Source organism: Streptomyces sp. CC53 (genome assembly GCF_001865245.1).
Lineage (GTDB): Bacteria > Actinomycetota > Actinomycetes > Streptomycetales > Streptomycetaceae > Streptomyces.
In genome coordinates this window covers 1-20,020 of sequence record NZ_MKXB01000122.1, presented here as the reverse complement: position 1 = coordinate 20,020, position 20,020 = coordinate 1, and the positions used below count along the sequence as shown (strand labels likewise).

Annotated in this window: 13 protein-coding genes; 5 read left to right on the top strand and 8 right to left on the bottom strand. The window is 73.0% G+C overall.

All coding sequences use genetic code 11. The annotated features are described in order from the left end of the window. Window positions 1–204: 204 nt before the first annotated feature. The gene (locus BJP40_RS11545; protein ID WP_071280294.1) at window positions 205–684 is read right to left on the bottom strand and encodes a MarR family winged helix-turn-helix transcriptional regulator; all 480 of its coding nucleotides are present in this window, start codon (window positions 682–684) and stop codon (window positions 205–207) included. A 211-nt stretch (window positions 685–895) separates the two neighbouring features. Between BJP40_RS11545 and BJP40_RS11540 the strand changes: the two genes are divergently transcribed. Next, complete coding sequence (locus BJP40_RS11540; RefSeq protein ID WP_071280286.1) at window positions 896–1,819, top strand: EamA family transporter; 924 nt, start codon at window positions 896–898, stop codon at window positions 1,817–1,819. A gap of 1,010 nt (window positions 1,820–2,829) precedes the next feature. Here the strand turns inward: BJP40_RS11540 and pepN (BJP40_RS11530) are convergent. From pepN (BJP40_RS11530) to BJP40_RS11520, 3 genes are all read right to left on the bottom strand, one after another. Continuing rightward, entirely contained in the window at window positions 2,830–5,403 is a 2,574-nt protein-coding gene (gene pepN / locus BJP40_RS11530; protein ID WP_071280284.1) for an aminopeptidase N, read from the bottom strand. A 120-nt stretch (window positions 5,404–5,523) separates the two neighbouring features. After that, on the bottom strand, window positions 5,524–6,552 hold the full coding sequence (locus BJP40_RS11525; RefSeq protein WP_071280283.1) for an aspartate-semialdehyde dehydrogenase: 1,029 nt from the start codon (window positions 6,550–6,552) through the stop codon (window positions 5,524–5,526). Between the two features lie 194 nt (window positions 6,553–6,746). Then, complete coding sequence (locus BJP40_RS11520; RefSeq protein WP_071280293.1) at window positions 6,747–10,061, bottom strand: S8 family serine peptidase; 3,315 nt, start codon at window positions 10,059–10,061, stop codon at window positions 6,747–6,749. Window positions 10,062–10,276: 215 nt separating this feature from the next. Here BJP40_RS11520 and BJP40_RS11515 point away from each other — a divergent pair, with 215 nt between their 5' ends. Together BJP40_RS11515 and BJP40_RS11510 are read left to right on the top strand one after the other, a co-directional pair. After that, window positions 10,277–10,744, top strand: a complete 468-nt coding sequence (locus BJP40_RS11515; RefSeq protein WP_071280282.1) for an NUDIX hydrolase — start codon at window positions 10,277–10,279, stop codon at window positions 10,742–10,744. A 95-nt stretch (window positions 10,745–10,839) separates the two neighbouring features. Further along, a complete protein-coding gene (locus BJP40_RS11510) occupies window positions 10,840–12,039 on the top strand; it encodes a serine hydrolase (protein WP_071280281.1) in 1,200 nt (399 codons plus the stop codon). Between the two features lie 130 nt (window positions 12,040–12,169). Here BJP40_RS11510 and BJP40_RS11505 read toward each other — a convergent pair whose 3' ends face one another. Further along, on the bottom strand, window positions 12,170–13,180 hold the full coding sequence (locus BJP40_RS11505) for a hypothetical protein (RefSeq protein WP_071280280.1): 1,011 nt from the start codon (window positions 13,178–13,180) through the stop codon (window positions 12,170–12,172). A 241-nt stretch (window positions 13,181–13,421) separates the two neighbouring features. Further along, window positions 13,422–15,965: an aminopeptidase N gene (gene pepN, locus BJP40_RS11500; RefSeq protein ID WP_071280279.1), complete on the bottom strand. Its 2,544-nt coding sequence runs from the start codon at window positions 15,963–15,965 to the stop codon at window positions 13,422–13,424. A 155-nt stretch (window positions 15,966–16,120) separates the two neighbouring features. On the opposite strand from pepN (BJP40_RS11500), the gene BJP40_RS11495 reads away from it, so the two are divergent. Continuing rightward, window positions 16,121–16,753: a DsbA family protein gene (locus BJP40_RS11495; protein WP_071280278.1), complete on the top strand. Its 633-nt coding sequence runs from the start codon at window positions 16,121–16,123 to the stop codon at window positions 16,751–16,753. Window positions 16,754–16,881: 128 nt separating this feature from the next. On the opposite strand, the gene BJP40_RS11490 is transcribed toward BJP40_RS11495, so the two are convergent. Both BJP40_RS11490 and BJP40_RS11485 read right to left on the bottom strand, forming a co-directional pair. After that, window positions 16,882–17,517: a superoxide dismutase gene (locus tag BJP40_RS11490; RefSeq protein WP_071280277.1), complete on the bottom strand. Its 636-nt coding sequence runs from the start codon at window positions 17,515–17,517 to the stop codon at window positions 16,882–16,884. A 157-nt stretch (window positions 17,518–17,674) separates the two neighbouring features. After that, entirely contained in the window at window positions 17,675–19,102 is a 1,428-nt protein-coding gene (locus BJP40_RS11485; protein WP_071280276.1) for an amino acid permease, read from the bottom strand. 390 nt (window positions 19,103–19,492) lie between these two features. Between BJP40_RS11485 and BJP40_RS11480 the strand changes: the two genes are divergently transcribed. After that, a partial coding sequence (locus BJP40_RS11480; protein WP_071280275.1) for a biotin transporter BioY occupies window positions 19,493–20,020 on the top strand: 528 nt, incomplete at its 3' end.

Genomic DNA, 20,020 nt, shown 5'->3' with positions numbered 1-20,020 from the left:
GCGCGCCTTCCCGCAGCGCCCCCGATGAAGACGTACGGCTCGCGGTTCCCCCAGAGCGGGGCCGTCCCGCCTGCCGTCGTTCCTCCCCGCGACCCGTACGCACGGGTCACCGTGCCGGAAGAGGCACCCCGGCGACGCCTCCCGCGCCACCGCGTCCCGCCCGCGCCGAGCGCGGCTTCCGCACGGCTCCGGCCGGGTGCCGGCTCAGGCACCCGTCACGATGAGCAGCTTGCGCAGCAGCCCCGCGAGCTGCCCCGCCTCCTGCCGGTCCAGGCCCGCCTCCAGGGCCTCCCGCTGCACGGCGAGCCCGGCGCCGACGGCCTCGTCGACGAGCGCCAGGCCCCGTTCGCTGAGCGTCACCCGCAGTCCGCGCCGGTCGTGCGGGTCCGGGCTGCGGCTGAGCAGCCCCGCGCGTTCCAGCTTGTCCAGCCGCCCGGTCATGCCGCCGGTCGTGAGCATCAGCGTGGCCGAGAGCTCCCGCGGCGAGAGGGTGTAGGGCTCCCCGGAGCGGCGCAGCGTCGCGAGCACGTCGAACTCGCCGCGCGAGATCCCGTGCCGGGCGTAGGCCCGTTCCATGCGGCTCCCCACCGTGTGGGTGAGCCGGTAGATGCGGCCGAAGACCGCCATCGGCAGCGTCTCCAGGTCGGGCCGGACGACCGCCCACTGGTCGGTGATGGCGTCCACGGCGTCGCGGCCGGTGCCCTGGGCGGTTCCGGGGCCGGTCCCCGGGGCGTCTGGTGAGGTGCGCGTCGAGCTCATACCGCGAAGTCTCATGAGGAGTCTCCTTGCTCGCAAGCAAGCCACGGGGTAGCGGCTTGCGCCTAAGTAGCTTAGCGCTAAGCTACTTAGTGCCAAGTAAGTGTCACGCCACCTTTCCGACCGCCTAGGGGTCGCCATGTCCCGCCGCGCCGCCGTCGTCGCCGTCACCGCCCTGGCCCCGATCTCCTGGGGCACGACCTACGCCGTCACCACCGAGCTCCTCCCGCCCGACCGCCCCCTGTTCACCGGTCTCGTGCGGGCCCTGCCCGCCGGGCTCATGCTGCTCGCCGTGACCCGCACCCTGCCCCGCGGCGACTGGTGGTGGCGGTCGGCGGTGCTGGGCACGCTCAACATCGGCGCCTTCTTCCCGCTGCTGTTCCTCGCCGCGTACCGGCTGCCGGGCGGTGTCGCCGCCGTCGTCGGCTCGGTCGGCCCGGTCTTCGTGATCGGTCTGGCCGCGCTGCTGGTGGCGGAGCGCCCCACGCTGCGGGCGATGGCCGCGGCGGTCGCCGCCACCATCGGGGTCAGCCTCGTGGTCCTGCGCTCCGAGGCGGCACTGGACGCGGTGGGGGTCGCGGCCGGTGTCGCGGCCGCCGCCTCCATGTCGGCCGGCATCGTGCTGACCAAGCGCTGGGGGCGCCCCGAGGGCGTCGGCCCGCTGGTGATGACCGGCTGGCAGCTCACCGCGGGCGGCCTGTTCATCGCCCCGATCGCGTTCCTCGTCGAAGGCGCCCCGCCCGCGTTCGACGGACCCGCGGTGCTCGGGTACGCGTACCTGGCGCTCGGCAACACCGCCGTCAGCTACTGGCTCTGGTTCCGCGGCGTCGAGCGCCTGACCGCCACGTCCGTCACCCTGCTCGGCCCGCTGTCCCCCATCACGGCCGCGGTGATCGGCTGGGCGGCGCTCGGCGAGGCCCTCGGCCCCGTCCAGGTCTTCGGCATGCTGCTGGCCTTCGCGGCCACGGCCGCGGGGCAGCTCCAGCCGCGGCCTTCCCGGAAGACCGAGAAGACCGGTCCGCAGGACGAGAGCGACCTCACGGCCCAGCCGGTGCGACGGTAGGCCCGGGCGCCCCCGCACCCGCCCCGCGCGGGGAAGGGCCCGGACCGCTCGCCACGACCCGGCGCCGCCGGGCCGTCGCAGGGAAGGAGCCCGGTCCACCGGTGGTCAGGCGGCGGGCCGGGCCCTTCAACGGGGAAGCGCCGGCGGGACGGGGGTTCCCGGACAGCGCCTCATCGAGTCTCACCGCGCGGGCGCGTCACCGGCAACCGCTTCCCGGGAGCTGTCCGGAAGACGCCACGGCGCGCGAGGCGGCTGCCGGGGCTGCCGCGACCCGGGGCGCGTGCGCGGGCGCCTGACCATTGCCCCGGCGACCGCCCGCGGCCCCGCCCGCCCGGCCGGCTCACGCGCTCAAGGCCCGCGCCTGCCTGGCCGATTGGCCAGAGACGCGCACGGTTCGGTGTCCCTCTCGCGCGGCGGGGTGACCGTGTGCGTGCGCGACGGCGCCCCGAGCCGCGGCCCGCGGCCGTGCCTGGCGTGGTCGGACGGGCGCGCGCTCCGGACCACGGGTCGGGGCCTGGGGATCGGGTCCGCGCTCGCCGACCGGTGGGCGACGGTCCCGGGGGAGACGTCGAAGACCGTGTGGGTCTCGTGGCTCGCGGACGGGAGGGCCACGCAGTGAAACGCCCGGATCGCGTCCGCTCCGCGCGCGAGGTGGCCGGATGGTGACCGGGCGGCTGGTCGCCGGGCTGCTCGTCCTCTGCGTGAGCCTGGGCGTGCTGGCCCTGGTGGCGATCCACTCGTCCATGCCGAGTCCCCGCAGAGCCCTCTCGCCCCCGCCGGAGCGTCCCGGCACGACCTACCGCTGCCACTGCTGGAACCGGTCCTTGCGGGTGTGGATCGAGGCGCCTGCCGAACCGGATCCGCCGCGACGGTCGTCGCGGCCGGCTCGGGGCGCGCGGCGGGGGCGTCACGCCAGGCCGCGGGCGGCTCCCGGGCGGGCGGAGCCGCCGTAGGAGCACCGGGGCCCCCGGCGAGAGGTTCGCCGAGGGCCCAGGGACGCGCCGGCGGGCCTAGCGGTCCGCGGCCTGCGCCTTCAGGGCGCGCTCGACGCCCGAGCGGGACTCCGTCACCAGTCGCCGCAGCGCCGCGTTCGGCTCGGCGGAGGCCAGCCACGCGTCCGTGGCGTCCAGTGTCGCCTGCGAGACCTGGAGCGCCGGGTAGAGGCCCACCGCGACCTGCTGCGCCATCTCGTGCGAGCGGGACTCCCACACGCCCTTGACGGCCGCGAAGTACTTCTCCGTGTACGGGGCGAGCAGCTCCCGCTGGTCGGTCTGCACGAAGCCGCCGATCACCGCCTCCTGCACGGCGTTCGGCAGCCGGTCGGACTCGACGACCGACGCCCACGCCTCCGCCTTGGCCTCCGCGGTGGGCCGCGCCGCCATGGCCGTGGCCGCGTGCCGCTCGCCCGCCGCCGTCCTGTCGCGCTCGTGCTCGGCGGCGATCTCGTCCGCGCCGAACCGGCCGGTCGCCGCCAGCCGCTCCACGAACGCCCACCGCAGCTCGGTGTCGACCACCAGGCCGTCCAGCGTCTCCGTGCCGTCGAGCAGCGCCCGCAGCAGGTCGAGCTGCTCGTCGGTGCGGGCCGTCGCGGCGAAGGCCCGCGCCCACGCGAGCTGGTGGTCGCTGCCGGGCGCCGCCGCGCGCAGGTGCTCCAGCGCGGCCTCCGTCCAGCGGGCCAGCCCGGTCGCCCGCCAGTCCGGCGCCGCGTACAGGTCGAGGGCCAGCTTCACCTGGCGGTGCAGGGACTGCACCACGCCGATGTCGGACTCCTTGCCGATGCCCGACAGCACCAGGTCCAGGTAGGCGCGCGCGGCCAGCTCGCCGTCCCGCGTCATGTCCCACGCCGACGCCCAGCACAGCGCGCGCGGCAGCGATTCGGCGAAGTCGCCCAGGTGCGCGACGACGTTGCGCAGCGACTCCTCGTCCAGGCGGACCTTCGCGTACGACAGGTCGTCGTCGTTCAGCAGCACCACCGCCGGACGGGGCCTGCCCACCAGCGCCTCGACGCCGGTCAGTTCGCCGTCCACGTCCAGCTCGACCCGCTCGGTGCGCACCAGCTTGCCGGTGTCGTCCAGGTCGTAGCAGCCGATCGCGATGCGGTGCGGCCGCAGCACCGGCTCGCCCTGCGCGCCGGCCGGCAGCGCCGGGGCCTCCTGGCGGACCGCGAACGAGGTGATGACGCCGCTCGCGTCGGTGTCGACGACCGGGCGCAGGACGTTGATGCCGGCGGTCTCCAGCCACTTCTCCGACCACGTCGCCAGGTCGCGCCCGGAGGTCTCCTCCAGCGCGCCCAGCAGGTCCGACAGCCGGGTGTTGCCGAACGCGTGCCGCTTGAAGTACGCCTGCACGCCGGTGAAGAAGGCGTCCATGCCGACGTACGCGACGAGCTGCTTCAGCACCGACGCGCCCTTGGCGTAGGTGATGCCGTCGAAGTTGACCAGCACGTCGTCGAGGTCGCGGATCTCGGCCATGATCGGGTGCGTGGACGGCAGCTGGTCCTGCCGGTACGCCCAGGTCTTCATCTGGTTGGCGAACGTGGTCCACGCGTGCGGCCACCGGGAGCCCGGCGCGTAGGCCTGGCAGGCGATCGACGTGTAGGTGGCGAACGACTCGTTCAGCCACAGGTCGTTCCACCACTCCATGGTGACGAGGTCGCCGAACCACATGTGGGCCAGCTCGTGCAGGATCGTCTCGGCCCGCACCTCGTAGGCCGCGTCCGTCACCTTCGAGCGGAAGACGTACTGGTCGCGGATGGTGACCGCGCCCGCGTTCTCCATCGCCCCGGCGTTGAACTCCGGCACGAAGAGCTGGTCGTACTTCGCGAAGGGGTAGGCGTAGTCGAACTTCTCCTGGAACCAGTCGAAGCCCTGCCGGGTGACCTCGAAGATCGCGTCGGCGTCGAGGAACTCCGCGAGCGAAGGCCGGCAGTACACGCCCAGCGGCACGACCTGGCCGTCCGGGCCCTCGTAGGCCGAGTGCACCGCGTGGTACGGGCCGACGATCAGCGCCGTGATGTACGTGGAGATCCGCGGGGTCGGTGCGAAGGCCCAGACCGTCGACTCGGGGTCCTTCGGTTCCGGGGTCGGCGAGTTCGACACGACCGTCCAGCCCGCCGGGGCCTTCACGGTGAACCGGAACGTGGCCTTCAGGTCGGGCTGCTCGAACGAGGCGAACACCCGCCGCGCGTCCGGCACCTCGAACTGCGTGTACAGGTACGCCTGGCCGTCCACCGGGTCCACGAACCGGTGCAGGCCCTCGCCGCTGTTGGTGTACGCGCAGTCCGCGACGACCCGCAGCTCGTTGCGGCCCTGCCGCAGGTGCTTGAGGGTGATCCGAGAGTCGCGGAACACGGACGCCCCGTCGAGGTGCTTGCCGTTCAGCACCACCTCGTGCACGGCGGGCGCCACCAGGTCGATGAACGTCTCCGCGTTGTCCTCCGCGGAGTCGAAGCGCACGAGCGTGTCGGACCGGAAGGTGCCCCCCTCCTGCGCGCCGCTGAGATCGAGGTCGATCTCGTACGAGTCCACGGTCAGCAGCGCGGCGCGGCGCTGCGCCTCCACACGGGTCAGGTTTGTGCCAGGCACCCGGTCATCTCCTCCATGTACGACTGTGCTGGCCCATCCTTCCACGGCCGGGTGCCGGTGGCACCGCCGAAAAAGGGCGGCCCCGCCGGGTCGGCGGGACCGCCCTCGGGGCGGGCGGGGTCAGCCCTGGAGCTCCCGGGCGACCAGCTCCGCGATCTGCACCGCGTTCAGTGCGGCGCCCTTGCGCAGGTTGTCGTTGGACACGAACAGGGCGAGGCCGTTCTCCACGGTCTCGTCGGCGCGGATGCGGCCCACGTAGGAGGCGTCCTTGCCGGCGGCCTGGAGGGGGGTGGGGATCTCGGACAGCTCGACGCCCTCGGCGTCCTTCAGCAGCTCGTACGCGCGCTCGACGCTGATCGGGCGCTCGAAGCGGGCGTTGACCTGGAGGGAGTGGCCGGAGAAGACCGGGACGCGCACGCAGGTGCCGGACACCTTGAGGCCGGGGATCTCCAGGATCTTGCGGGACTCGTGGCGGAGCTTCTGCTCCTCGTCGGTCTCGTGCAGTCCGTCGTCGACGAGGGAGCCGGCCATCGGCACCACGTTGAACGCGATGGTCCGCTGGTAGACGCCCGGCTCGGGGAACACCACGGCCTCGCCGTCGTGGGCGAGCTCGGCCGCCCGGTCGGCGACGGCCTTGACCTGGCCGTCGAGCTCGGCGACGCCCGCGAGGCCGGAGCCCGACACGGCCTGGTAGGTGGTGGCGACCATCGCCTGCAGCCCCGCCTCCTGGTGCAGCGGCTTCAGCACCGGCATGGCGGCCATCGTCGTGCAGTTCGGGTTGGCGATGATGCCCTTGGGGCGGTCCTTGACCGCGTGCGGGTTCACCTCGGAGACCACGAGCGGCACCTCGGGGTCGCGGCGCCACGCGGAGGAGTTGTCGATCACGACGGCGCCCTGGCCGGCGACCTTCTCGGCGAGCGCCCGGGAGGTTGCGCCGCCCGCCGAGAACAGGACGATGTCCAGGCCGGTGTAGTCGGCGGTGGCGGCGTCCTCGACCGTGATCTCCCTGCCCTGCCACTCCAGCGTCGAGCCCGCCGAGCGCGCCGACGCGAACAGCCGCAGCTCGTCCACGGGGAAGTTCCGCTCGGCGAGGATGCTGCGCATGACCGTGCCGACCTGACCGGTGGCTCCGACGATTCCGACCTTCACGGGGACTCCTGTCGTACGTATGTGCGGCAAGGGGTGCTGCCGCTGTCCATGATGCGTATGTCCGGTCCCCGGTTGTCCAATCGGTTGTCCAGAGGGTGAGAAGGACCACGGACCGATCCGGGAACGCGAAGGGCGGGCGCCCGACCGGACGCCCGCCCTCACACTCCGTACCCCTCCAGACTACGGAGTGGTGCCTACGGCGCGGTCACGTTCTCGATGACGACGCTGCCGGTGCCCGCCACGGTCCCGCGCGCGTTCACCAGGGAGACCTCGCCGAAGAAGCGCCGTCCCTCGGGCGCCGCACCGGTCACCACGACCTCGGCGTCGAGCTCCGCGGACGCCCCGTTCGCCAGGGAGAGGGTCTTCGACCCGTCCACCCGGACCTCGCCCAGCGCGGAGGAGAAGTACACGTCCTTGTAGTCGTAGGCGGTCTCACCGGCCGGGACCGAGTAGCCGTCGACGACGATCGTGTACGTGCCGGGAGCCGGCTTCACCAGGGACACCGACTCCTCCGAGTCGCCGTCCGCGGAGGAACCGACCTGCACGCCGTCGCGCAGGACGATCAGGTCCAGGTCGGCGGCCTTGTCGGAGACGTGGCCGATGGCGACGTCGAAGCGCTCGACGCCCGCGCCGATCTCCACGGTGGTCCGCTGCTCGCCGTGGTGGCCGATGGTCGGACGCGCCGTCTTCGCGGAGCCCAGGGACCCGCCCTCGGCCTTGCCCTCGATGGCCGCGAAGTCGTTGGTCACCGTCCACTTCACCGGCGCCGCCGCGCCCTGCACCGCCTCGGGCAGGGTCTGGACGGCCGGGGCGAAGGTGGCGCCCAGCACGGAGACGTCCAGCTTGTAGGGGTTGCGCAGCAGCGGCGACGTGCGGCGCGACTCCACCTCGATCTCCCAGACGCCCGGCTGCGGGTTCGCGTACGAGCGCACGTCGGGGCGGCAGGTGTTGTTCGGGTTGTCGTAGTTCGGGTAGCAGTTGATCGTCGACGTGGAGTCCGCGGGGACGCCGTACGGGTGGATCGCGATGAACCGGGTCTGGCTGCCCTCGGCGAGCCCGCTCAGCGCGACCTCCAGGGTCTTCGCCCCGGCCGGGACGTTCACGAAGTACGACGTGGGCGCGTTGCGCTCCACCCGGCCGGTCGCCGACATGCCGAAGGACGGCGCGGCCAGGTCCTCGGCGGCGACGACGGTCGTCAGGATCTGCTTGTCGATGCCCTTGGTCCGCGGGTCGGTGACCTCCAGGACGGCGCTGTGCACACCGGCGCTGCGCGGCTTGGCGGCCACCTTGAAGGTGACCGGCTTGTTCAGCGGCAGCATGATCTCGTCGCTGCCGACGACCCGGAAGGTCCGCTCGTGGTTGTTCTCGAACCACAGCTCGTGGCGGATCGGCCGGTCGGGACCCGTGGTGCGGGTGATGGTGACCTCGTACACCTTCTTCTGGCCGACCTTGAGGCCGCCCTCGCGGTCGTACAGGCCGGTGCCGAAGCCGGGCTCGGCGAGGAACTGGTCGAGTGCGGTGTCGACGGGCGCCTTGACCGTGTACTCGTGGGCGTGGGCGCCGCGCAGCACCTCCTTCCACGCGTCCACCACGTTGATCCGGCCCGCGCCCTGCTCGTGGGCCTGGACGCCGCGGATGTGGTCGGCCTGGCTGACGACGGCGGTGCGCAGCTTCGCCGGGGTCAGCTCGATGCCGCGCTGCTTGGCCGCGGACAGCATCAGCGCCATGGCGCCGGTGGCCTGCGGGGCGGACATCGAGGTGCCCTGCAGCATCGAGTAGCCGGCCGGCAGCTCGTAGCCGGCCTCCTTGACGGGGCCGCCGGGCGCCCAGGTCTGCGTGGTGTTGATCGCCGCGCCGGGCGCGGTGATGGTCGGCGTGAAGCCGCCGTCCTCACGCGGGCCGCGGGAGGAGAACGGCATCATCTGGTACCGCGTGGTGACGGCCGAGCCGTAGTTCGCGGCCCAGGTCTCCCGGGAGACGGCCGCGCCGACGCTGATGACCTTGTCGGACAGGGCCGGGTCGCCGATGGTGTTGACGCCGGGGCCGCTGTTGCCGGCGGAGATGACGATCTGCACGCCGTAGGTGTCGATGAGGCGCGTGTAGAGCCGGGCGCGGGCGTTGTTGCCGTCGTTCAGCGCCGGCAGGCCGCCGATCGACATGTTGACGATGTCCACGCCGCGGTTGGCGACGAGGTCGATCATGCCCTCGGTGAGCGCGACGTTGGTGCAGCCGCCGCTCCAGGTGCAGGCGCGGGAGGAGACCAGCTTGGCGCCGGGGGCGGCGCCGTTCATCCTGCCGCCGAACAGGCCGTTCGCCGCGGTGATGCCGGCGACGTGGGTGCCGTGGGAGCCCTCGATGACGCCGATGTTGACGTAGTCGGCCTTGTCGCCCGCCGCGTTGTAGGTGACGTCCTTGCGGATCTCGACGACGAAGGGGATGCGTTCGACGACGTCGGTCGCGGGGTCGTCCGTGCCGAAGTAGCCGACCTGGAAGCCGTCCTTGTACGGCTTCATCGGCTCGTCGTCACCGAAGTCGGAGTTCCCGTTCAGGTCGACGCGCACCGTGCCCGCCGCCGGGTCGTACAGCACGCCCCACACGTCGGTGGTGTCGCCGTCCCGGTTCAGGTCGCCCGCCATGTCGCCGCCCTTGGTGGCGGCCTCGGCGAAGGTGCGGAACTTGTACGAGCCCTCGGGGGCCGTCCAGGTCCGGCTCTCGGCGGTGAAGACGGGACCGGCCACCCCGACGTCCATCCGGCGCCAGGTCTGGTCGCCGTCGGCGACCGGGTCGGTGGCGGTCACCCAGTCGACGATCTTGCGCTCGCCGGTGGTGGTCTTCTGCAGTGCCGGGTGGCCGAGGTCGACGCCGGAGTCCAGGATGCCGATGGTGATGCCCCGGCCGTCGGCCTTGCGGTACTTCCGCACGAAGTCGACGGCGCCCGTCTCGTGGGACGGGTTGTACGGGTTGACCGCGGGCGTGTGCCTGCCGGGTGCCGGGTAGGTGCCGGTCTTCGCCGTGGCCGCCCCGGCCGCCCGGTCGGCGGCGGGCGTCGGGTCGTCCAGCACGATCTCGTGCTTCAGGTCGATGCCCTGCACGCTGGACAGCTTGGCGGCCGCGCCGATCGCGGCCTCGGCCTGCGAGGTCGGCACGGTGGCCCGGACGTAGCCGAGCTTGTCGTTCGTCTGGCCGACGGTGCCGCCCTTGACCGCGTCGAGCTGCTCGGCGACCTGCTCCGTGCTGCCCGGCTCGGTGGCCAGCATGAGGGTGACGGTCTTCTCGCCCTGCGCCTGGGCCTCGGCGAGCCGCTCCGCGTCGTCGGAGCCGAGCTTCTCCGCGGCGGTCTTCGCCGGCTGCGGCTCGGCCGGCGCGGACCCGGGCGCCGGGGTCGGCGCGGGGTCGGCGAACGCGGGAGCGGCGCCGGTCGCGACCAGTGCGGCCACCAGGCCGGCGGCGGCGGCGATGCGGGCCGTACGTCTCATCCCCGGTATGGGGCGGGGGGGTTCGAGGGTCATCTGCATCCCTGTGTGTGACCTGCTGCTGAAAGGAACAGTCCGGAATCCGATACCGGATGACCGCTGAGCCTTTCGCATCTGACGGCCTTTGGGGAGTACGCACCCGGGCGGATCGTGTCCATGACGCAAACCCGCCACCGCGCGCCGATCGCCACGGAGGAGAAACCCGATGAAACCGGATGGAGGGAGAGGGAAAACCCTCCTAACCTCCCTCTATGAAGCAGAGGTTGAGAGTGGCCGCCTACGCGGTCTGCGTACGCGGCGACGCCGTCCTGCTCGCCCGCAGCCCCACCGCAGACGGGGGCCGGGAGTGGGTGCTGCCCGGCGGCGGCATGGAGCACGGGGAGGACCCCGTCGACACCGTGGTCCGCGAGGTGGCGGAGGAGACCGGCTACACCACGGAGGTCACGGCGCTCCTCGGCGTGGACTCCCTGCACCTGCCCGGCCGCCCCGGGCGCCTCGGCACCCGCGTCGACCACCAGAGCCTGCGCCTCCTCTACGAGGGCCGCGTCGTGGGCGGCGCCCTGCGCCCCGAGGTGAACGGCTCCACCGACCTCGCCGCCTGGCACCCGCTCGCCGTGGTCCCCGCACTGCGCCGCGTTCCGCTCGTCGACACGGCGCTGCGCCTGTGGCGTGAGCGCCCCGCGACCGGCCGTCTGCCGGACCCCGCGGGCAACGGCTGAAACCGGGTCAACCGCGTCGGGGGCGCTCAACCCGCAGCGGCGCCCCCGGGTCCCCTCCCGCGACCGATGCCGACGACGAGGGGACCGACCTCACCATGTCCGTACGCAAGGCAGGAACCGCCCGCGCCGCCCTCGTGGCCGCCGCGGTCGCGGCGGCCGTCACCGCGACCGCCCTCACCGCCCCCGCGACCGCCGCGACGCCCACCCCGCGGGCCGCGGCCGCCGCTTCGGGGAAGGGCGCGGCCCACCACCGCCACGACGCCGTCCGGGAGGCCCTGGAGGAGACCGTGCGGGCCGGCGCCCCCGGCGTGCTGGTCCAGGTCCGCGACCGGCACGGCGTCTGGAACGGCAGCGCGGGTGTCGCCGACCGCACCACCGGCCGCGAGCGCGGCGCCCGAGACCGCTACCGCGTGGGCTCCATCACGAAGACGTTCGTCGCCACCGTCCTGCTGCAGATGGAGGCCGAGGGCCGCCTGGACCTCGACGACATCGTCGAGGAGTGGCTCCCCGGCACGGTACGGGGCCACGGCCACGACGGCCGCCGGATCACTTTGCGTCAGCTCCTCAACCACACCAGCGGCGTCTACAGCTTCACCTCCGACCCCGACTTCGCGCAGAAGGCCCTCGGCCCCGGGTTCCTCCGCCACCGCTACGACACCTGGACCCCCGAGCAGCTCGTCGCCGTCGCCATGCGGCACGAACCGGACTTCGCCCCCGGCCAGGGCTGGAACTACTCGAACACCAACTACGTGCTGGCCGGCATGGTCATCGAGAAGGCCGCCGGCAGGCCGTACGGAGCCGAGATCGAGCGCCGCATCCTCAGGCCGCTCGGACTGCGCGCCACCTCGGTCCCGGGCACGTCGGCCGCGATGCCCCGGCCGAGCGGCCGCGCCTACTCCACGCTGGGCGCCGACCCGAACGACCCCGCCACGCCGGTCCACGACGTGACCGAGCTGAACCCGTCGCTGGCGGGGGCGGCCGGGGAGATGGTCTCGGACAACGCCGACCTCCAGAAGTTCCTGCGGGCCCTTCTCACGGGCAGGCTGCTGCCCCGCGAGCAGACGAGGGAGCTGACGGCCACGGTGCCGGTCGGGCAGGGCGGCGTACGCTACGGCCTGGGCGTGTACGTCCAGGAGCTGAGCTGCGGCGAGAAGGTCTGGGGCCACACGGGCGGCATCCACGGCTCGGGTTCGCTGGTGATGGCGACGCGCGACGGCCGGCACTCGATGGCGGGCAACGTGAACGGTGACTGGGTCGGCCTCGACAGGGTGCTGGAAGCGGAGTTCTGCGGCTGACCCCGCCCACCCGCCGCGGCCGGGCGACCGTCTCCCGCCTCCGCGCCGGGGCGGTCGCCACGGCCCCCGGGCACGCCGGTGGGGCGGTCGCCGCCTGCGCCCCGCCCGCCGGGGCGCCCGCCGTCCCGGCTCACCGCGGCAGGACGACGACGTACGCCGCCGGGGCGCGGTCGTCCGCCGCCATCAGGGCCGTGCGCACCACGACGGCCTGCTGCTCCGCGGCGTCCCGCAGCTTCCTCGGCGTGAGATGCACGACCGTGATGCCCAGCCGCTCCAGGTACTCCCGCTTGCGCGTGGACTCCTCCCACACCGCGTCGTCGTCCTGCCGGGGCGCCCGGGTGTCCAGCTCCACCGCCACCGCGTGGTCGGGCCAGTAGGCGTCGACGCCCCCCAGGTGGGGGCCGCCCGGGAGCCGCAGGTCCACGTTCCACAGCGGGTCCGGCAGCCGGTGGTCGCGCACCATCGCGTACAGCCGGTCCTCCGCCAGCGCCCGCCCCTCGGCCAGCAGCGCGTCCACCGCGTCCACCACGTGCGGCCGGGACAGCAGCCGCGCCCGGTTCAGCTCCCGCACCACGGCGGCCGGTTCGCAGTGCCCGTCCCGGACCGCCTCGGTGAGCAGCCGGCGCACGGTGTGGATGTCGGTGATCTGCGCCACCGCGTCCGCGAGCGCCCGCGCCACCGGCGCCACCGGCAGCCCGGTCACCTCCTGCGGCACCGGCAGTTCGTGGCCCGTCGCCCGGACGATCCGCACGAATCCGGTCGACCGCAGCCGCCGGGTCCGCGGCACCAGCACGTCGATCCGCTCCAGGGCGAGCAGCGGCGGAGCGGACGCGAACCGGTACAGCGCGAGCGCCGCGAGGCCGGTGACCATCGAGTCGCCGTACCCGGGGCCGTCCGCGGGGGCGGGCCGCCGGCCCGTGTACAGCAGGGCGGCCCGCAGCCGCTCCTCGCTGGTCGGCGGCCCCTGGTGCAGCAGGAACACGCCCGGCAGCAGCTGCTGCCACGGGCCGTCGCCGCGGCTGCGCGCGCCGGCCTCGGCCAGGGGGACCCCCTGGGCGCGCAGCTGTGCGGCGGACAGCACGCGGGCCGGGGCGCCGGCGAGGTGGGACAGGGGGCGGGGGGAGAGCGGGGTGTTCTTCATGCTGCGGAAGTGCCCGCTGCCGACCGGCCCGCTAACCGCTGTTACACGTCCGTCGACGATTAGGGACAAGCCCGCCCTAAAGTACGGGCGTTCGATTGCCGATGTAGGGCGCCCGGCCCGAGCCCCCGCCCGGCCCCGGGGCTCCACGGGCCGCCCTCGGGGACCTGCCCGCCGTCCTGGCCCCGAGTGCCGCCCCAAGCCAGGAGGGGGCGCCCCTTGAGGAGCGCCCCCTCCGGAACGGTCAGGCCGAGGCGTCGCGCTCCTGCGCCCGCAGGGCACGCGCCAGGTCGTCCCGGGCCTCCAGCACCAGCCTGCGCAGCGCCGGCGCCGCCTCCGCGTGCGCGGTCAGCCAGGCGTCCGCCGCCGCCAGCGTCGCCTGGTCGCCCTGGAGGGAGGGGAACAGGCCCTGCACCACGTCCATGCCGATCTGGATGGACCGGTCGGCCCACACCCGCTCGATCGCGTCGAAGTACTTCGACGCGTACGGCGCGATCAGCTCCCGCTGCGAGGGCTGCGCGAACCCGGCGATCGTCGCCTCCACCAGCGCGTTCGACAGCTGGTCCGACTCCACGACCTGCGCCCACGCCTGCGCCTTCACCGCGGCGGACGGCCGCGCCGCGAGGCACCGCACCTGGTGCCGCTTGCCCGACGCGGTGTCGTCCCGCGCCAGCTCGGCCGCGATCGCCGCCTCGTCCGCCCTGCCGTGCGCGGCCAGCGGCTCCAGCAGCGCCCAGCGCAGCTCCTGGTCGACGTCCAGCCCCTCCACGGCCGCCGTCCCCGCCAGCAGGCCCGCCAGGAACGCGACGTGCTCGTCCGCCGACGCCACCGCGGCGAAGAACCGCGCCCACGTCAGCTGGTGCTCACTGCCCGGCTCCGCCGCCCGCAGCTCCCGCAGCGCACCCTCGGCCAGCGCGGCGGCGCCCTCGGCGCGCCACCCCGGAGCCGTGTAGTGCGTCAGCGCGGTGCGCGCCCAGGCGTGCAGCATCTGCAGCACCCCGATGTCCGACTCGCGCCCCGCGAACCGCAGCACGAGCGCCACGAAGTCCCGCGCCGGCAGCAGCGCGTCACGCGTCATGTTCCACAGCGCAGACCAGCACAGCGCCCGCGCCAGCGGGTCCGCGACGGCGCCCAGGTGCTCCCGCAGCACGGCGAGGGACTCCGCGTCGAACCGCACCTTGCAGTACGTCAGGTCCTCGTCGTTCACCAGGATCAGCGCCGGCCGCTCGGCGCCGGCCAGCTCGTCCACCACGGTCCGGGCACCGGTGATGTCCGTCTCGGCCCGCGCGTACCGGACGAGTGCGCCGTCCTCCAGCCGGTAGAGCCCGACCGCCGCCCGGTGCGGGCGCAGCTCCGCGCCCTGCTGCTCCACGGCCAGTTCGGCGAGGCGGCCGTCGGCGCCGTACGACGGCACCGGCGTGAGCGCGTTCACCCCGGAGGTCTCCAGCCACGACCGGGACCACGCCTTCATGTCCCGCCCGGACGTCTCCTCCAGCACGGCCAGCAGGTCGTCGAGCGTCGTGTTGCCGTACGCGTGCCGCTTGAAGTAGCGCCGGGCGCCCTCCAGGAACGCCTCCCGGCCCGCGTAGGCCACCAGCTGCTTCAGCACCGACGCGCCCTTGGCGTACGTGATGCCGTCGAAGTTCAGCTTGGCGTCCTCCAGGTCCCGGATGTCGGCCGTGACCGGGTGCGTGGAGGGCAGCTGGTCGGCGCGGTACGCCCAGGCCTTGCGGTTGTTGGCGAAGGTGGTCCACCCGTTGGTGAACCGGGTCGCCTCGACCATCGAGAAGGTGCCCATGAAGTCCGCGAAGGACTCCTTCAGCCACAGGTCGTCCCACCACTTCATGGTGACGAGGTCGCCGAACCACATGTGGGCCATCTCGTGCAGCACCACGTTGGCCCGCCGCTCGTACGCCGCCCGCGTCACCTTGCCGCGGTAGATGTACTCCTCGCGGAAGGTGACGAGGCCCGGGTTCTCCATCGCGCCGAGGTTGTACTCGGGCACGAACGCCTGGTCGTACTTGCCGAACGGGTACGGGTAGTCGAAGGCGTCGTGGAAGAAGTCCAGGCCCTGCTTGGTGACCAGGAAGACGTCGTCCGCGTCGAAGTGCTTCGCGAGGCCCTTGCGGCACATCGCGCCGAGCGGGATCTCCAGGTCGCCGCGCCGGTAGGTGTCCGTCACGTGGTGGTAGGGCCCGGCGACGACGCACGTGATGTACGTGGAGACCGGCCGCGTCTCGGCGAACCGCCACACCCCTCCGTCGCGGGACTCCTCCGCGCCGTTGCTCCACACGGTCCAGCCCTCCGGGGCCGTCACCGCGAAGCGGAACGGGGCCTTCAGGTCGGGCTGCTCGAAGTTCGCGAAGACCCGGCGCGCGTCGGCCGGCTCGTACTGCGTGTAGAGGTAGACCTCGCCGTCCTCCGGGTCCACGAACCGGTGCAGGCCCTCGCCGGTGCGGCTGTACGCGCACTGCGCGTCCACCGTCAGCACGTTCTCCTCGGCGAGCCCGTCCAGCGCGATCCGCGCCCCGTCGAACACGGCCGCCGGGTCCAGCTCCCGCCCGTTGAGGGTGACCGCCGTGACGGACGGCGCCACCAGGTCCGCGAACGTGCCCGCGCCCGGCTCGGAGCACCGGAACCGGATCGTCGTCACCGACCGGAACGTCCGCTGCCCGGCCTCGCCCTCCCCGACGGCCGACCGCACGTCGAGTGCGACGTCGTAACCGTCCACGGACAGCAGCGCGGCCCGCTCGCGGGCCTCGTCGCGGGACAGATTCTCACCGGGCACGGGCGACTCCTTCGTGGCGCGTGGACAACCGCCTGCGATCCTCCCACGCGCATCCGACCTGGCTGAACCGGGAATGCCCTCGCTCCCCCCTGGTGTTGTCGGGGGTGAACCGACCCGATGCGCCCACCCGTGACCCGGGGACCGTGAGGAGAGACATGTCCGAGAGCAGGACCACCGCCGACTTCTGGTTCGACCCGCTGTGCCCGTGGGCCTGGATGACGTCGCGCTGGATGCTGGAGGTGGGGAGCGTCCGTCCGGTCGACGTGCGCTGGCACGTGATGAGCCTCGCGGTCCTCAACGAGGACCGGCACGACGAGCTGCCCGCGGAGTACGTGGAGATGCTGCGCACCGCCTGGGGCCCGGTCCGGGTGGCCGTCGCCGCCGAGCAGCTGCACGGCCCCGAGGTCCTCGGCCGGCTCTACACGGCGATGGGCACCCGCTTCCACCACCGGGGCGAGGGCGTCACGCCGGAGGCGATCACCGCCGCCCTGGAGGACGCGGGGCTGCCCGCCTCGCTCGCCGAGTACGCCGAGAAGGACACCTACGACGCCGAGCTGCGGGCCTCCCACAAGGAGGGCATCGGCAAGGTCGGCGAGGACGTCGGCACGCCGGTGATCGCCGTGCCGGGCCCGGAGGGCGAGGAGGTCGCCTTCTTCGGTCCGGTGGTGACCCCGGCGCCGAAGGGCGAGGCCGCGGGCCGGCTGTGGGACGGCACGCTGCTGGTGGCGTCGACGCCCGGCTTCTTCGAGATCAAGCGCACCCGCACCACGCCGCCGGTCTTCGACTGACGGCCGCCGAGCCGACAGGGGGCAGCCCCCGCGAGTCCTGTCCTCGCGGGGGCTGCCCCTTTCTCTCCGCCTGCCACGTGAAGGGTGAGAAGACGATCACGAGCAGGACGTCATGGTGCGCCCGGCCGTCAGGGGGCGATCAGCGGCGTGCGGTTCTTGGCGTCGGCGTACCGCTTCGCCACGTCCTGCCAGTTGACGACCCGCCACATCGCCTCGATGAAGTCCACCTTCTGGTTCCTGTACTGCAGGTAGAAGGCGTGCTCCCAGGCGTCGAAGACCAGGATCGGCACCGAGCCCTGGCCGACGTTGCCCTGGTGGTCGTAGACCTGCTCCACGATGAGGCGGCCGCTGACCGGCTCGTAGGCGAGGACGCCCCAGCCGGAGCCCTGGGTGGTCGCCGAGGCCTTGGTCAGCTGGGCCTTGAAGCGGGCGAAGGAGCCGAAGGACTCGGTGATGGCGTCGGCGAGCTCGCCCACGCCGTCCTTCTCCAGGGGCTCGCCGCCGCCGTTACCGGTCATGTTGTGCCAGTAGATGGAGTGCAGGATGTGGCCGGAGAGGTGGAAGGCCAGGTTCTTCTGCAGGCCGTTGATCGCGCCCCACTGGTCCTTGTCCCGGGCCTCCTCCAACTGCTCCAGCGTGTCGTTCGCGCCCTTGACGTACGCGGCGTGGTGCTTGTCGTGGTGCAGCTCGATGATCTCCGGGCTGATCACGGGCTCCAGCGCCGCGTAGTCGTAGGGGAGTTCCGGAAGGGTGTACATCGCCATGGCCTGGGCCTCCGACCGCTCCGAGCTTGTTATTGCAATGGGTATGCAAGTGCAGTGCTCGTGCAGGCTAACAGCCGCGGGCGGGCGCGGAGCAAGCAGGAGGGCCCGGGCGCGTCCTGCCTGCGCCCGGGCCCTGCCGTCGTGCGGGGGAGCCGCGTCAGTCCGCCGCCGCGGACTTCGCGCGGGACCGCTGGTGGGCGTAGCCCGCCGCGGAGAGCAGCAGCACCAGGCCGCCGGTGTAGTACAGCTCCAGCCGGGTGTTCGGGTCGCGGGCCATCAGCACGAACACCACCGCGATGCCGACCAGCGCGGCGTACGTGAGGTAGGGGTACGCCCACATGCGCACGGCAAGCTTCTCCGGGGCCTCCCGCTCCAGGCGGCGGCGCAGGATGAGCTGCGACACGGCGATGAAGAACCACACGACCAGGATGATCGCGCCGATCGTGCGCAGCAGCCACATGAACACGTCGTCCGGCCGCCAGTAGCTGAGCAGCACGCAGGTGAAGCCGAACACGGAGGACGTCAGCACCGCGATGCGCGGTACGCCGCCGGAGATCCGCCCCAGCGCCTTCGGGCCCTGCCCGCGCGCGACCAGCGAGCAGGCCATGCGGGAGGCGCCGTAGATGTTGGCGTTCATCGCGGAGAGCAGCGCGATCAGCACGACGGCGTTCATCACCTCGCCCGCGGCGGGCAGGCCCAGGTGCTCCAGCGTGGCGACGTAGGAGCCCTTCGCCAGCGACTCGCTGTTCCACGGGATGAGGGTGACGATGACCGCCATGGAGCCGATGTAGAAGATCGCGATCCGCCACATCGCCGTGCGGACCGCCTTGGCGACGCCCTGCACCGGGTGCTCGGACTCGGCGGCGGCGATGGTGACGGTCTCCAGGCCGCCGTACGCGAAGACCGACGCCAGCAGTCCGACGATCAGGCCCTCGGTGCCGTTCGGCAGCCAGCCGCCGTGGCCGGTGAGGTGGGAGGTGCCGGGGGAGTCGGTGCCGGGCAGCAGGCCCAGGATCGCCAGCACGCCGATCACCAGGAACAGCACGATGGCGGCGATCTTCAGCGCGGCGAACCAGAACTCGAACTCGCCGAAGTTCTTCACCGCGGCCAGGTTGGTCACGCAGAACATCAGCATGAACAGCGCCACCAGCGACCATTCCGGCACGCCGGGCAGCCAGCCGTGCACGATGCCGGCGGCGCCGATGGCCTCCAGGCCGACCGCGACGCAGAGCAGGAACCAGAAGGCCCAGCCCGCCGTGAAGCCGGCCCACGGGCCGATCGCCCGCTCGGCGTGCACCGAGAAGGAGCCGGAGGCCGGGTTCGCCGCGGACATCTCGCCCAGCATGCGCATCACGAGCATGACGAGCAGACCGGAGATCGCGTACGCGACCACGATCGACGGTCCGGCGGCGGCGATGGCGGCGCCCGACCCGACGAAGAGGCCGGCGCCGATCACACCGCCGAGGGCGATCATCGACAGGTGGCGTTGCTTGAGTCCGTGCGAGAGCGGCGCGTCGGCGGCCGTGGTCGAGGGGTTCTCGACGGCGGCCGGCTCGGCGGGCGCGGGCGCGGAGGTACGGGACATGGGTGGGCCCTGTTCCTGTCCGGGTAAGGGGCAAAGTCGCCCATGAGTCTGGGTGCGTGTACCGCTCACAGGGAACCGGTTTCCGTTATACGGACACACCGCTGACACAAGGTGAAGACGCGGGCACGGAATGACCACATCCGCTTGTCGGGTGACTTTGGGGGAAGTCCACAGTCTGTTCCGTGGAGCACCCAGGGTGCAAAAAGGACCGTTCGAACTTCCACCCCACGTGACAAGTGTCACACGGAGGGGGGTGTCACCAAGGATCTTTGTGAGAAGTCAATGAACGCGACGTTCGGTGCTTTGTCTGCGGCTGACGGTGATGGCCCGTCCGGTCCTGGGCTACGGTCGGCAGGTCCCCCGACCGCCCCAGCTTCCCCGGAGTCCCCCATGAGCACTGTCGCCGCCGCCCCCGCCGGAGTGGTCCTCGCCGACCTGCTGCCGGCCAGCCGAGTCCGCGACGCGGTCCTCGTGGCCGGCGGTGCCGTGCTGACCGGTCTGGCCGCCCAGATCGCGGTCCCGGTGCCCGGTACTCCGGTGCCCATGACGGGGCAGACCTTCGCCGCCCTGCTCGTCGGCACCGCCCTCGGCGCCCGCCGCGGCTTCGCCGCGCTGGGCCTGTACGCGGTCGCCGGCATGGCGGGTCTCCCATGGTTCGCGGGCGGGGCCTCCGGATACGCCCTGCCGCACCTCGGCTACGTCCTCGGCATGCTGCTGGCCGCCGCCGCGGTGGGGGCGCTCGCCCGGCGCGGCGCCGACCGCTCGGTGTGGCGCACGGCCGGCGCCATGACCGTGGGCTCCGCGATCATCTACGCGGTCGGTGTGCCGTACCTGGCCGTCGCGACCGGGATGAGCCTGTCCGAGGCGGTCGCCGCCGGCCTGCTCCCGTTCCTTGTCGGCGACGCGCTGAAGGCGGGC